At 70.6% G+C, this 14,256-nt stretch carries 11 protein-coding genes; 8 read left to right on the forward strand and 3 right to left on the reverse strand.

Annotation, left to right across the window (positions count from 1 at the left end):
- Window positions 1–91: 91 nt before the first annotated feature.
- Together ACRAKF_RS30620 and ACRAKF_RS30625 are read right to left on the reverse strand one after the other, a co-directional pair.
- Window positions 92–1,435: a phosphatase PAP2 family protein gene (locus tag ACRAKF_RS30620; RefSeq protein WP_447040821.1), complete on the reverse strand. Its 1,344-nt coding sequence runs from the start codon at window positions 1,433–1,435 to the stop codon at window positions 92–94.
- Window positions 1,436–1,532: 97 nt separating this feature from the next.
- Entirely contained in the window at window positions 1,533–2,885 is a 1,353-nt protein-coding gene (locus ACRAKF_RS30625; RefSeq protein ID WP_447040823.1) for a class II 3-deoxy-7-phosphoheptulonate synthase, read from the reverse strand.
- Window positions 2,886–3,101: 216 nt separating this feature from the next.
- Here ACRAKF_RS30625 and ACRAKF_RS30630 point away from each other — a divergent pair, with 216 nt between their 5' ends.
- Entirely contained in the window at window positions 3,102–4,628 is a 1,527-nt protein-coding gene (locus ACRAKF_RS30630; RefSeq protein ID WP_447040825.1) for an anthranilate synthase component I family protein, read from the forward strand.
- On the forward strand, window positions 4,625–5,248 hold the full coding sequence (locus ACRAKF_RS30635; RefSeq protein ID WP_447040826.1) for an anthranilate synthase component II: 624 nt from the start codon (window positions 4,625–4,627) through the stop codon (window positions 5,246–5,248). Before ACRAKF_RS30630 ends, ACRAKF_RS30635 begins: the two co-directional genes overlap by 4 nt.
- Here ACRAKF_RS30635 and pdxR read toward each other — a convergent pair.
- Window positions 5,197–6,630: a MocR-like pyridoxine biosynthesis transcription factor PdxR gene (gene pdxR, locus ACRAKF_RS30640; protein WP_447040828.1), complete on the reverse strand. Its 1,434-nt coding sequence runs from the start codon at window positions 6,628–6,630 to the stop codon at window positions 5,197–5,199. The two genes, ACRAKF_RS30635 and pdxR, sit on opposite strands and share 52 nt — an antisense overlap.
- A 144-nt stretch (window positions 6,631–6,774) precedes the next feature.
- On the opposite strand from pdxR, the gene trpD reads away from it, so the two are divergent.
- From trpD to ACRAKF_RS30670, 6 genes are all read left to right on the forward strand, one after another.
- On the forward strand, window positions 6,775–7,848 hold the full coding sequence (trpD, locus tag ACRAKF_RS30645) for an anthranilate phosphoribosyltransferase (protein WP_447040830.1): 1,074 nt from the start codon (window positions 6,775–6,777) through the stop codon (window positions 7,846–7,848).
- Between the two features lie 500 nt (window positions 7,849–8,348).
- The gene (locus ACRAKF_RS30650) at window positions 8,349–10,274 is read left to right on the forward strand and encodes a BTAD domain-containing putative transcriptional regulator (protein WP_447040831.1); all 1,926 of its coding nucleotides are present in this window, start codon (window positions 8,349–8,351) and stop codon (window positions 10,272–10,274) included.
- A 122-nt stretch (window positions 10,275–10,396) separates the two neighbouring features.
- A complete protein-coding gene (locus tag ACRAKF_RS30655; protein ID WP_447040832.1) occupies window positions 10,397–10,882 on the forward strand; it encodes a phospholipase in 486 nt (161 codons plus the stop codon).
- Window positions 10,883–10,940: 58 nt separating this feature from the next.
- Window positions 10,941–11,894, forward strand: a complete 954-nt coding sequence (locus ACRAKF_RS30660; RefSeq protein WP_447040833.1) for an ArsR/SmtB family transcription factor — start codon at window positions 10,941–10,943, stop codon at window positions 11,892–11,894.
- Between the two features lie 252 nt (window positions 11,895–12,146).
- Window positions 12,147–13,895, forward strand: coding sequence for a fatty acyl-AMP ligase (locus tag ACRAKF_RS30665; protein WP_447040834.1), 1,749 nt, complete (start codon window positions 12,147–12,149; stop codon window positions 13,893–13,895).
- The gene (locus ACRAKF_RS30670; protein ID WP_447040835.1) at window positions 13,892–14,161 is read left to right on the forward strand and encodes an acyl carrier protein; all 270 of its coding nucleotides are present in this window, start codon (window positions 13,892–13,894) and stop codon (window positions 14,159–14,161) included. Before ACRAKF_RS30665 ends, ACRAKF_RS30670 begins: the two co-directional genes overlap by 4 nt.
- Window positions 14,162–14,256: the final 95 nt, after the last annotated feature.

Consider the following 14,256-nt stretch of genomic DNA (forward strand, 5'->3'; position numbering starts at 1 on the left):
GCTAGGTGGTTCCGGGCTGCTCGAAGGCGAGGCGGAAGACCTCGCCGTGCGTCCAGAATACTAGGCTATGTCCGTATTGTCGTACCGCCGGTCACACCATCTCCGGTTGCGCTTCCGTCGCCTTCGGTGCAGGGGCGAGCTTCGGTTCCCAGAGCTTGGCGGTGCGCATGTAGCCGTAGATCACCGAGACCATCGCCAGGACCATGAGGGGCCCGAAGACGTACGGGTGCTCGGCCATCGGCATCGGTATGAAGCGGTACGACAGCAGCAGCAGGGTGAAGACCGCGGCGCCGTAGGAGACCAGTTGGATCGCCGACCGGTCCCAGCCGCGGTCGAGCGCGCGCATCGCCGCGTCGATCGTGAACGCGAACACGACGCCCGCGATGATGTCCGCGCCGTAGTGGTAGCCGAAGCCCAGCGTGGCGCCGAGCGTGGCGATCAGCCAGAACGTGCCCGCGAACCGCAGGAGGCGCGGGCCCCTGCGGGAGTGGATGAAGATCGTGGTGGCCCACGCCGTGTGCAGGCTCGGCATGCAGTTGCGCGGGGTGATCTCGTTGAAGTCCATGTGCTGCGGGGTGCTCAGCGGCGGCATGACGTCCGGCCACAGGTCGGCCGTCGCGAACTGCCCGCCGTCGGCGCCGTACGCGAAGATCGGGCCCACCACCGGGTAGATCATGTAGAAGGCCGGGCCGAGCAGGCCGATGACCAGGAAGGTGCGCACCAGGTGGTGGCCCGGGAAGCGGCGCTCGGTCGCGACGTTCCGCAGCTGGTACAGGGCGACGATGACCGCGGCCACGGCGAGCTGGATGTACACGTAGTCGAGGACGTGCTCGCCGACCGGGCCCGAGGCCTCCACCAGGCGGCCCACCAGCCAGGACGGATTGCCGAGCGCGTGATCGGCGGTGCCCACGTACTGGTCGAGCACCTGGGGACGGGTCTTCGAGGTGATCAGCAGCCAGGTGTCACCGGTCTTGCGGCCCGCCACCAGGAGCAGACCGAGACCGACGCCCTTCAGGAGCAGGACGCGCTCCGAGCCGGTGCGCCGGACGACGGCGAAGACCGCGACGCCGATGATCACCCACAGCGCACCGTTGCCGAACATCATCTTGGCGTCGACCAACCAGCGCACCAGGAAGAAGACGACGTCGATGCCGACCGCGACACCGGCGGCGATGAACCGCTGCCGCCAGGTGAGCACCACCATCATCAACGCCATGCTGGCGTACAGCAGCGGCCCCGACTTGGGTGCGAACACCACCTCGCGTGCCTGATTTGCGATCGGCCCCGGCAGGCCGTAGTGGCGCGCGGCGATCTCCAGCGCGACGAGGAACCCCAGCCCCACCACGACGACCGCGGTCCACAGCAACGCCCGTGGCCGGCGCCAAGCGGTGAACAGGTTTCTGAAGTTTTCCCGCGAAGCTATTCGCGATGCCATAGATATCAACTGTTTGGCCGATGTGTTAGATGTCGGAACAAGGTGACCCTCTTGAGCCAGATCATGCTAACGGAGCAGTCGGCCTGGCTTCCCGGGGTTACGCCCGGCAGTCCTGGAGCATCTCGGCCACGAGGAACGCCAGGTCCAGGGACTGGCTGTGGTTGAGGCGCGGGTCACAGGCCGTTCCGTAGCTGCGCGCGAGGTCACCGACGCCCACGTCCTGCCCGCCGCCCAGGCACTCGGTGACGTCCTCGCCGGTCAGCTCGACGTGGATGCCGCCGGGCTGGAGGCCCAGCGCCTTGTGCACCTCGAAGAAGCCCTTGACCTCGTCGATGACGTCGTCGAAGCGGCGGGTCTTGTAGCCGCCGTCCGCGGTGAACGTGTTGCCGTGCATGGGATCGGTGATCCAGCAGGCCTGGATGCCGTTGGCGACGGCCTTCTCCATCAGCGCGGGGAGCACGTCCCTGACGCGCTCGCGGCCCATCCGGGTCACGAAGGACAGGCGTCCGGGGTGGCGTCGCGGATCGAGCCGGTCGGCGTAGGCGAGCAGATCGTCGGCGGTGGTGGAAGGGCCGAGCTTGATCGCGACCGGGTTCTCGATCTGCGAGAAGTACTCCACGTGCGCGCCGGACGGCTCACGCGTACGTTCACCGATCCAGAGGAGGTGCGCACTCGTGGCGTACGGTCTGCCGGTGTCGTCGTCCGGACGCGTGAGCGCCGACTCGTAGTCGAGGAGCAGCCCCTCGTGGCTGGTGAAGAACTCGGTGATGTGCAGCCCGCGCGGATCGACCCCGCAGGCGCGCATGAAGGCCATCGTCCGGTCGATCTCGGTGGCCAGCCGCTCATAGCGGCCGGCGGCGGGGGAGTCCGTCAGGAAACCCTGGTTCCAGGCGTGGACACGGTGCAGGTCCGCGAAGCCGCCGTCCGCGAAGGCGCGGACCAGGTTGAGCGTCGCGGCCGACGCTTCGTACACGTCGCGCAGCCGTGCGGGGTCGGGGCGGCGCGCGTCAGCCGTGAAGGCCCGGTCGTTGACGGCGTCGCCGAAGTAGGAGGGCAGGGTCACCCCGTCGCGCGTCTCGGTGCGGCTGGACCGGGGCTTGGCGTACTGACCGGCCATCCGGCCGATCTTGACCACGGGCACCGAGGCCCCGTAGGTGAGGATCGCCGCCATCTGGAGCAGCGTCTTCAGCTTGCCCTGGAGGGAATCGGCGGTGACCCCGCGCAGGGTCTCCGCGCAGTCACCGCCTTGCAGGACGAACGCCTCCCCGCGCGCGGCGGCGGCCAGCCGGGACCGCAGCCGGTCACATTCGGCGGGCTGCACGAGCGGGGGAGCGGCGGCCAGTTCGCCGGTGACGCGGCGCAGCGCGTCCCGGTCGTGCCAGTCCGGCTGTTGAGCGGCGGGCAGACCGCGCCAACTGTGTGCCGCGGCCGGCTTCTCCATCGGATTCATTCGTTTCCCATTCCGGTGAGTGGGGTGAGTGCGTCATCAAATCCGCGCCGTCACAAAAGGGTCAAGCAATGCGGTGAATGGACCGTAGCGGTACCCGGGAATTGGTCTGGTCCCCCTCTCGCGGTGCCTGCTTGGCTGACCGGACCAATCCAGCGGATCAATTCGAATGAGGCCCGCATGCCCGGCAGGACAGGAACGCAGACAATCTCCAGGGGGGTGTCCGCGGAACGCGTCGGCGTACGCGTCACCACCACCGGACTGCCACCGCACGCCCCCTTCGACCTCTACGCGCTCCTGCGCCGTGAGCGCGGCGGGCAGGACGTCTTCCTCACCGAGAGTCCCGTCGGACCCGAGCAGGACCGCAGGCCCGCGGTCGTCGGCTGCGGGCGCCTGGCCGAGATACGGGTGTACGCGACGCACATCGAGGTGGACGGAGTGCCGGAGCTGCGCACCGCGCTCGTACGCGTCGCGGAGCAAGCCGGGATGACGGCGGACCAGGAGGGCGACGCGGCCGGTCACGATCCGGCGGGCCGGGAGCCGGCACGCCGGACCTTCCGCTCCCCGGCACAGATGTGGGAGCTCCTGAGCCGGGCGCAGACGCTCTTCGGCCTGGACACTCCGGTGCCCGAGGACCGGTACGCCTTCGGGTTCCTGAGCACCCTGTCGTACGAGGCCGCCTGGCACATGGAGCGGTTCCGGCCGCGCGCGTCGGCGTCCGCCGTCCCCGACATCACGCTCACCCTCTTCCGCGACACCGTGTGGTACGACCGTGACTCCGGCGGCGTCGAGCTGCGCCGGGCGCACGGCCCCGGCTTCGATCGGGTGCCCGTTCCCGACATGAGGGAGCTGGCCGAGCGGGCGCTCGGCTCGCCGTCCCTGGGCCACCCCGACGCCCCGGCGCCGCGGTCCGTGCGCGACACCGTGGACCGGCAGACCTTCCTGGGCTGGGCCGAGCGGTGCCTGGAGCACATCCGGGTCGGGGACGTCTACCAGATCCAGATCGGCCATCGGATCGACGTGGAGAGCGACCTGGCCCCGGTCGACGTGTACCGGCGGCTGCGCGGCCGCAACCCCTCTCCTTACATGTACCTGGTGCCCCGCGCGGGCAGCACCCTGATCGGGGCGAGCCCCGAGCTGTTCGTCAGGACCGAGGGCGACCGGATCGTCATGCGGCCGATCGCCGGGACCGCCCGCCGGGGGCCGGACGCGGCGGCCAACGAACGGGGCGTGGCCCAGATGCTCGCCAGCCGCAAGGAGCGGGCGGAGCACATCATGCTCGTCGACCTGTGCCGCAACGACATCGGCCGGGTCAGTGAGCCGAGCACCCTGCCGGTGGACCGGCTGCTCTCGGTGGAGAGCTTCTCCCACGTCTTCCACCTGGTCTCCACGGTGACCGGGCGGCTCAGGACCGACGCCGACACCTGGGCGGTACTCCGCGCGACCTTCCCGGCGGGCACCATGAGCGGCGCCCCCAAGATCCGCGCCATGGAGATCATCGACACGCTGGAACGCGAGCCGCGCGGCGCCTACGCGGGAGCGGTCGGCCTGATCGACGTGCGGGGCTGGAGCGAACTCGCGCTGTGCATCCGCTCCGTGGTGTACGACGGGCGTACGTACTCGACGCAGAGCTCCGCGGGCATCGTCGCCGAGTCCGACCCCGGCGCCGAGTGGGCGGAGACGCTGGCCAAGATGGGCGCCACCTACTGGGCGCTCACCGGCGTGGAGCTGGAGGCGACGGGATGAGGGTGCTGCTCGTGGACGCGTACGACAGCTTCGTCCACATCATCGACCGCTATCTGCGCACGCTCGGCGCCACGACCGAGGTGGTGCGCTCCGGCACCCGCACCGAGGCCCGGCTCACCGCGTCGGCCCCCGACGCGGTGGTACTCGGCCCGGGGCCGGGGCACCCCGCGGACAGCGGCCACGTCGAGCTCGTCCGCGCCTTCGCCGGCCGGGTGCCGCTGCTCGGGGTCTGCCTGGGACACGAGGCGATCGCGCTGGCCTTCGGCGGACGGGTGCGGGTCGCGGAGCACATCATGCACGGCCGCACCAGCACGGTGCGGCACGACGGGGAAGGACTGTTCAGGGGCGTCGGCGACGCGGCGGAAGTCACCCGCTACCACTCGCTCGTCGTGGCCGAGCCGCTGCCGGACGAGCTGGTGGTCACCGCCCGGTCGACGGACGACGGGTACGTCATGGGGCTGCGGCACCGGACCCTTCCGGTCGAAGGGGTGCAGTTCCATCCGGAGTCCATCGCCACCGGGGGCGGGCTCGCCATGCTGGGCAACTTCCTCGCCGGATGCGCCACGGGTCAGGCGATGCGCGCCGCCGCCGGCGAGCTGCGCCCCGAGACATCGGTGTAGGCGGCGCCCAACTGCCGCAGGGCCTCCGCGAGCCCGGATCTGGGCAATGACGTGTAGCCGACCACCAGAGCGGGCCGCGCCCCCGCCGGCCCGCCGTGGAACTCCCGTCCGCCGCGTACCAGCACCGACCGGTCCAGTGCGGCGGCCACCAGGGCGGCCTCGTCGGTGCCGTGCGGCAGGCGCACGTAGGCGTGCAGGCCCGCTTCCGCGCCGCCGACGCGCGCCTGCGGCAGGGAGTGCCGCACGGCGTGGACGAGGGTCTCCCTGCGCAGCCGGTAGCGGGCCCGCAGCCTGCGCATGTGGCGGTCGTACGAGCCCGATCCGAGCAGCTCGGCCAAGGCGAGCTGGGTGAGGCTGTCCGAGCCGAGGTCGCGCCGGGAGCGGGCCCGTTCGAGCGGCGCGAGGAGTTCGTCGGGCACGGCGAGCCACCCCAGCCGGAGCCCGGGGACCAGGGACTTGGAGGTGGTGCCCGCGTACACGACCCGCTCGGGGGCGTGCCGTTGCAGCGCGAGCGGCCGGGAGCGCCGGTCGAACCAGAAGTCGCCGTCGTAGTCGTCCTCGATCACATAGCCGTCGACGTCCCGGGCCCACCGGGCCAGTGCCGCGCGCCGCTCCTGCGACATCGTGACACCGGTGGGGAACTGGTGGAACGGGGTGACGAGGACGGCGCGCGCTCCGCTGCGGGCCAGGGCCTCCACGTCGATCCCCTCGTCGTCCACCGGGACGGCACGGGTGCGCAGGCCCGCCTCCCGTACGAACTCCCGCTGCCGCAGCAGCCCCGGCTCCTCCATGGCCAGCACGTCGATGTGCGACTCGGGCAGCGCGGCACAGAGCAGGCCGAGGCCGTGGGCGAACCCGGACACCACCATCACCTGTCCCGGTGTGGTGCGCACGCCCCGCACGCGCCCCAGATGACGGGCCAGTTCCTCCCTCAGGGCCGGTGCCCCGGAGAGCGGCGGATAGTCGAGATCGGACTGCCGCGCCGTCTGGAGGACCCGCTGGTAGCCCGCGAGCCACTCCCGGTAGGGGAAGTGCGACACGTTGGCCCTGCCGGTGCGCAGGTCCCAGCGGACGGACGGCACCCGGCCCTCGTCCAGCAGCGTGGGGACGACCGTCTCCGGCGTGGTCGACAGATGGCGGGCCACCCGGGTGCCGGAGCCCTGGACCGCCTCCAGGTAGCCCTCGGCGATCAGTTGGCCGTACGCCTCCACGACCACGCTCCGTGACACGTCGAGATCGTCGGCCAGGCGGCGGCTCGGCGGCAGCCGGGTCCCCGGGTGCAGCACCCCTTCGGTGATCTCGCGCTTGAGTACGCGCTGGATCTGAGTGGTGAGGGATTCCCCGGAATTACGCGAGACGTCGATCGAAGTGCGCCAGCTCATTTCCCGACTCCTCCCGTGCGTAATTGGACCGCACTGATTTCCTCAAATGGTCTGGTGGACCGATGGCCGCGGCTCACAGAATGAGGTCCGGTGAACCGAGCCAACCGCATGGGGCGCTGCCCGCGAACTCAGGGAGAATTCGACGTGACCGGAAGCACGCATGCGGGGGACTGGCCCGCCCTTCTCACCGCTCTGCTCGCCCACCGCGACGTGACGTCCGACGACACCGCATGGGCGATGGACCAGATGATGAGCGGGACGGCGGGCGCCGCGCGGACGGCGGCGTTCCTGATCGCACTGCGCGCCAAGGGCGAGACCGTGGAGGAGATCGACGGCCTGGTGCGGTCGCTGGCGGCGCACGCGCGCCCCCTCGACGTGCCGGGCCCGGCCCTCGACATCGTCGGCACCGGCGGTGACGGCGCCCGGACGGTCAACGTGTCCACCATGGCGGCGATCGTCGCGGCGGGTGCCGGGGCGCGGGTGGTCAAGCACGGCAACCGCTCCGCCTCCTCGGCCTGCGGCTCCGCCGATGTGCTGGAGGAGCTCGGCATCCCGCTCGACCTGTCGCCGCACCACGTGGCGGAGACGGCGGCCCAGGCGGGGATCACCTTCTGCTTCGCCCCCGGCTTTCACCCCTCGATGCGCCATGCCGCGGGGGTCCGGCGCGAGCTGGGCGTACCCACCGTCTTCAACGTGCTGGGTCCGCTGTCCAATCCGGCGGCGCCCGCCGCGCACGCGGTCGGCGTCGCCGACCGGCGGATGGCTCCGCTGATCGCCGGGGTGCTCGCGCGCCGCGGCACCCGGGCGCTCGTCTTCCGGGGCGACGACGGGCTCGACGAGCTCACCGTCAGCACCACGTCCACCATCTGGTCGGTGCAGGCCGGTGAGGTTCACCGGACCCGCCTCGACCCGCGCGACATCGGCATCGGGCGCGCCCCGGTCGAAGCGCTGCGGGGCGGCGACCGGGTCCACAACGCCCGGGTGGCCCGAGCGGTGCTCGCGGGGGAGCGCGGTCCCGTCAGGGACGCCGTGCTGCTTTCGGCGGCGGCCGGGCTGGCCGCGCTGGACCCCGACGACCGGCCCGTGACCGAGCGGATCGCCGCCGGGGTGGAGCGTGCGGCCCTGGCCGTCGACTCCGGTGCGGCGGCGCAGGTCCTGGACGACTGGATCACCGTGACCACCAAACTGACCTCCGCCACAGCTGCCTCCACCGGTTGAGCCGGAGCCGCACGACACCCGTCGGCCGGAGATCTCAGCCGATGGACATCCGTGGCGCGATCAGCGCCGGCGCTCCGCCACGGATGTCCATCGGCTCATCCGCATGTCGTCCTCACCATGACTCGGGCCGACCAGTTGCTTCCGGCCGCCGGTTGTGCTCACTCGCGGCATCCGGACGACGGGCCTCACCGGATCATGCGGCCTGTGGCTATGCGCAGCCCATCGCGCGGTTATTGAGTGGACAACCGGCCCTGAAAACCCCCTGGTTGAGGCGTTCTGAGGTGTTCGCGCGCTCAGCGGAAGCTGTCATACCTGGCGGGATTTGATGGCTGTTCACGCCTTGGGCGTGCGAAGATCTCGTAGTCGTTGGTGTCCGGGAAGGAAGCGTTCCAGGAGATCGTCTCTCACACGACGGGGGAGTTCGCGCGATGGCACATCAAGGCCAGGGTCGGCGTTCGATGCTCAGAGAGGGACTCGCGGAGGGAGAGGAAAGGGACGGTGTGTCCCGGTTCGGCCTGGAGTTCAAGATACTGGGGCCGCTGGAGGCCGCCGTCGACGGAAAGCCGCTCCAGATTCGCGGCGTGCGTCAGCGGGCGGTACTCGCCCACCTCCTCCTGGCCCAGGGGGGAGTGGTTTCGGTCGAATCCTTGATCTCGAACGTCTGGGACGGGAGACCGCCGAACACCGCGCGCACCCAGGTTTCGATCTGCGTGGCGGAGCTCCGCAAGCTGTTCCGGAGGGCCGGATGCACGGGCGAGGTGATCGCCACCGTTCAGCCCGGCTATCAGCTCTCCCTCGCCGGGCACCGCCTCGACGCCATGGAGTTCACCCGCGGAGCGGAGCGCGGGTACGGCCTCGGGCGGGAGGGGAACCTGGCGGAAGCGGCCGAGTTCCTCAGACAGGCGCTGGCGCTGTGGCGCGGGCCGGCGTTGAGCGACGTGCCCGCGCAGTTCGCCGAGATGGCGGCGACACGCCTGTCGGAACAGCGGTTGCTGGCGGCGGAACAGTTAATGACGTTCCGCCTCGAACTGGGTGAACACCGGTCCATCATCGGCGAGTTGAGGGCCCTGCTGCACACCCATCCACTCCGTGAGCAACTGCGCGCCACCCTCATGCGGGCCCAGTGCCGCGCGGGTCAGCGGGCCGAGGCGCTGCACACGTTCCGCGAGGGCCGCACGCTGTCGATCGACGAGCTGGGCCTTGAGCCGGGCGCCGAACTCCAGGCGCTCCACGACGCGATACTCAACGACACGTCCGTCGCCCCCGCGGTCGCCGAGGGCCCGCCCGTGGAGGCCGAGCAGCTCGGCCGGCCGTGCGAACTGCCGCTCGGCAACGGCGACTTCATCGGGCGTACGGCTGAACTGCGGGAGCTCGACTTCCTGCTGGCCGCCGAGCCCGGGCGGCGGCGCACCGCCGTGTGCTTCATCAGCGGCAGCCCCGGCAGCGGCAAGACCGCGCTGGCGGTCCACTGGGGGCGGGCGAACGCCGGGCACTTCCCCGACGGCCAGCTCTACGTGGACATCCGGGACGCGGCGGCCGGGACGCCCGAGCGCACGGCCCTGCTCGTCCTTCAGCGGTTCCTGCGCTCCCTCGGCATGCATCCCGACCTGGTGCCGAAGGGCCTCGGCGAGTGCTCGGCCGCGTACCGCAGCATGCTCGCCGACCGGCGCGCGTTCGTCATCATCGACAATGCCACCGCGTTCCGGGAGGTCGAGCCGCTGCTGCCGGGCGGTGGACAGTGCTGCGTCCTGATCACCGGCCTCGAACAGTTCATGCACGGCCGGGGCATGAAAGGCCTGCGCCTCGGCCCGGTCGAGCACGACGACGCCATCGCGCTCCTGGCCGCCAGCACGGGGCGGGAACCGGCCACTGCCGAGGCGGAGGCCGTGGACCGGCTCCTGGAGCTGTGCGGCCGGCTGCCCCTGGCCATCCGGGCCGCCGGCATGAGGCTGGACAGCAAACCGCACTGGAGCGTCGAGGACCTGGTCACGCGGTTGTCCGACCCGGCGCGCCGCCTGGACGTGCTCAGCCATGGCGAGAGCTCGCTGCGCGCCTGTTTCGACCGGGCGCTGCGCCATGTGCCGCAGGACACGGCGGCCGCGTACCGTGCGCTGAGCGCCAGCCCCTCCGTCGACTTCGACGTACGCACGGCGGCCGATGTGCTGCGCACCAGGGCCGCGGACGCCGAGGACACCCTGGAACGACTCGTCGACCTCAACCTGCTGGAACTCAACCTTCTCGGATTCAACATCCTTGAGGGGCGAAGACGAATGCGGCGCGGCGCCGGCCTGCGCTACCGCTATCCGCACCTTCTGCGGCTGCACGCACAGCAGTTGCTCCACGAGGAATCCCTGGAGCGCACCACGTTACGGCTGACGCAGCACGTCCGGCCGACCCGTCTGGCCTCCGGCGCGTGCCCGACATAGTCCCGCGATAAAGCCGCCATAGCCGAGTTACGCAGAATGATGAGCACGCACGATCGAATCCGCGTGTTTCCACGTGTTCTGCGTGGCTCGGCTGAGCCGCGCCCGATTTCGGAGGTTCAACGATGCGTTCTCGGGTACTTATGTCGGTGGCCACCGCCGGTGCCGCGCTGGCTGCGACCCTCGGGTCTGCCATTCCGGCGCAGGCGGCTCCGGCGGACAAGCCCCAGGTGCTGTCGAGCTGGACCCAGACAAGTGCTTCCAGCTATGCGGCGTGGAACAGTGCCCGGCAGAACCAGGGCAATTGGTCCGCCTACGGGTTCGACTGGTCCACCGATTACTGCACCTCGTCCCCGGACAACCCGTACGGCTACCCTTTCAAGCTGTCATGTGCACGGCATGACTTCGGGTACCGCAACTACAAGGCGGCCGGTCAGTTCGCCGCGAACAAGGCCCGCATCGACAGCGCCTTCTACGCCGACATGAAGCGCGTCTGCGCCGGCTACGGCGGGGAGCAGCGCACCGAGTGCGACAGCCTGGCGAAGGTCTACTACGAAGCGGTGCGCATCCTCGGGGTCAAGGAGGCGCAGGCGCACGTGAAGGCGGCGTGACACACGTTCCCGCGTAGGCAGTGTCCCGTCGTCAGTGTCTCGGTGGAGGGCAAGGAACGTGCAGAGGATTCACTTCACGGTCGAGGACCTGGCGCGCACCCGGCTGAGCCCCACGCTCGGCCCGGTCGCCGAGACCGTGTTCGCCCTGGGAATGCTCGGCAGGCCGGGCGCCGCCCCGCACCTGCGCTGGCGCAGCCGCCTCGCGAAGCACTTGCGGCAGCGCACCGTGCCGGCCGGCCTCCTCGCCTCGCCGCAGAGCCGGGTGCGCGCCCCCGGTGACCTGCTCTGCCTGGTGGACAGGTCACCGGACGCGGACGACGGGCCGCTGCGCGCACTGGGGCTCTCGCGCGAAGAGGCGCTGACGGCGGTCTGGGACGTGTGGCACTGCGCCGTGGCGCCGTACTGGAACCGCGTGCGCAACCAACTGGAGTCCGAGTGCAACGCGCGCGGCCGGATCACCATGTCGGGCGGCGTCGACCGGCTGCTCGAAACCCTGCACTCCAGGATCCTCTGGCGCAGTCCGGTGCTTGAGGTGCCGGGACCCGACCGGGACGTGCACCTGGACGGCCGGGGCCTGCTCCTGGTGCCCTCCCTCTTCCTGACGCACCAGCCGGGCATGCTGATCCGCTCCGAGCCGGAGTCGGGCAACGCGGCCCTGGTCTTCGCGGTGCCGCCGGACTTCCCGCACGCCGCCGGCCTGTGGGACGAGCCCGACCACATCGTGCAGGCCCTGCCCGCGCTGGTCGGCCGGACCCGCGCCGCCGCACTGCAAGCGCTCACCGTCGCGTGCACCACCTCCGAACTGGCCCAGAGGCTGGGCATCTCCTCGGCCGGCGCCAGTCAGCACACGGCAATTCTCCGGGAATCCGGACTCATTACGACGCACCGCAACCGAAACACCGTCGTGCACACGGTCACTCCACTGGGAATGGCATTGCTCGGGGTGCGGAACAGGGATGCCGACGCCTTCGAGCCCTGGGGCGGTGTCGAATCACGGGTGCCCGCGGCATGAGACAGGGCAACCACCCCCGTCATGCCGTCATTCAGGCGACAGTGAAAGACGCAGTTGGCGCCGGAACCGTTCATTAAGCCCCCGCTTAAAAACGGTGACAGGCGATCCGGCGGGCCTCACAGCAATTGTCGACCAGTCCTCTTCGCCCTGAATCCCGTCCTTGACGCCGACTTCTCGCGACGGATAGCTTCGCAATGCGCTGGCGACTGTGAACAGATAATTCCCATCGGAGAATTGAGGAATCCACGGGCCATGTCCGATGCATCGAAACATCCCAGCGCGACGGAACTCCTCCGGAATTGGGCCGCCGACCGCCCGGGGCAGGATTCCCTGATCTGGGTGCGCGACCCCGAGCAGGATGCCGCGACCCGCCTTTCCTACGCCGAACTCGACGCGCAGGCGCGAAAACTGGCCATCCTGCTCACCGGCCGCCACCCGGCCGGCTCCCGCATCCTGCTGCTCTACCCGCCGGCCGAATTCATCGTCCCCTTCGTGGCCTGTCTGTACGCCGGGATGGTCGCCGTGCCGGCGCCCCTGCCAGGACGCTTCGCCCACGAGCGCAGGCGGGTGCGGGCCATCGCCGCGGACTCGCGGGCGAGCGCCGTGCTGACCGACACCGCGAACCTGCCGGCGGTCGAGCAGTGGGCGGCGGAGGAAGGACTCGACGAGCTCCCCGTCATCGTCACCGACGACGGTGAGCTCCCCGACGGAACGCAGTGGTCGGCGCCCCGTGCCGACCACGGCACGCTCGCCCTGCTCCAGTACACCTCCGGGTCGACCGGCACGCCCAAGGGCGTGATGATCAGCCACGGGAACCTGCTCACCAACGCGGCCACCCTGTGCTCCACCCTCGATGTGCCGGCGGACGCGAGGTTCGGCGGATGGGCCCCGCAGTACCACGACATGGGCCTGATGGCCCAGACGCTGCCCGCGCTCTTCCGGGGCAGCACCTGCGTGCTCATGGACCCGACGGCCTTCCTCAAGCGGCCGCACCACTGGCTGAAGATGATCGACGCCTATGACATCACCTGGTCCGCCGCCCCCAACTTCGGCTACGACTACTGCTCCCGCAAGGTGACCGACGAACAGATCGCGGGGCTCGACCTCTCGCGCTGGCGCTACGCGGTCAACGGCTCCGAGCCCGTACAGGCCGGTTCCATGACCGAGTTCGCCAAACGGTTCGCGGCCGCCGGGTTCCGCGCCGAGGCCGCGTCCCCGTGCTACGGCCTCGCGGAAGCCACCGTGTTCGTCTCCGGCGCACCCCCGCGCGTACCCGTCGTCACCAAGGTCGACGCCGAGGCCCTGGCCCGCCGCGAGTTCCGCCCCACACCCTTCGCCGACCAGGGGCGTGACCTGCCGAGCAACGGCACCGCGCCGGGCTACGAGGTCGCCGTCGTCGACCCCGCGTCCCGGGAGTGCCTGGACGCCGGGGGCATCGGCGAGATCTGGCTGCGCGGACCCAGCGTCGCCCAGGGGTACTGGGGCGACGAGACGGCCACCGACGCCACGTTCCGCGCGGTGACCGCCGACGGCAGGGAGGGCTTCCTGCGGACCGGTGACCTGGGCGCCGTGCACGACGGCGAGCTCTACGTGACCGGCCGCATCAAGGACATGATGATCTTCCGCGGCCGCAATCTGTACCCCCAGGACATCGAGTACGAGCTCAGGGCCCACCACCCCGAACTGGGCAACGTGGGCGCCGTGTTCGCCGTCACGACGAGCCCGCACGCCGACGGCGACACCGAGGAGAACCTCGTCGTCACCCACGAGGTGCGCACCGGACTGGACGAGCAACGACTGGCCGGGCTCACCGCCCGCATGAAGCAGAGCGTCGCCCGGGACTTCGGGGTCGTACCGTCCGCGGTGGTCCTGGTCCGCCGCGGTGGCATCCGCCGCACCACCAGCGGCAAGATCGAGCGCGCCGCCATGAAGGAACTCTTCACCGACGGACGCCTGGACAGCGTGTACGCCGACAACGCGACGCCGGGAGCGGCGGTATGACCACACCCGGGGCGTCCGAGGCCGAGATACGGCAGTGGCTGGCCGGGCGGATCGGTCACCTCATGGGCAGGGAGGGCCAGGACGTCCCGCCGGACCTCCTGCTGGCCGAGTACGGCGTGGACTCCCTCCAGGCGGTCTCCCTGATCGGTGAGATCGAGGACCGCTGGGGACTGACCCTGGACGCGGCGCTGACCTGGGAGTACCCCACCATCGCGCTCCTCGCGGAATTCCTGGCGGCCGAGATCGCCGTCGACGCGGTCGGCTGACCCGCACCGCAGCTCCGAGCCCCTGCCCGTGGAGACGGCACTCCCGGAGAGGGCCGCGCACTCATCGAAGAAGTCCCAGAAAGGGCAGGTTGAGT

It is taken from the genome of Streptomyces sp. DSM 118878 (assembly GCF_052936595.1).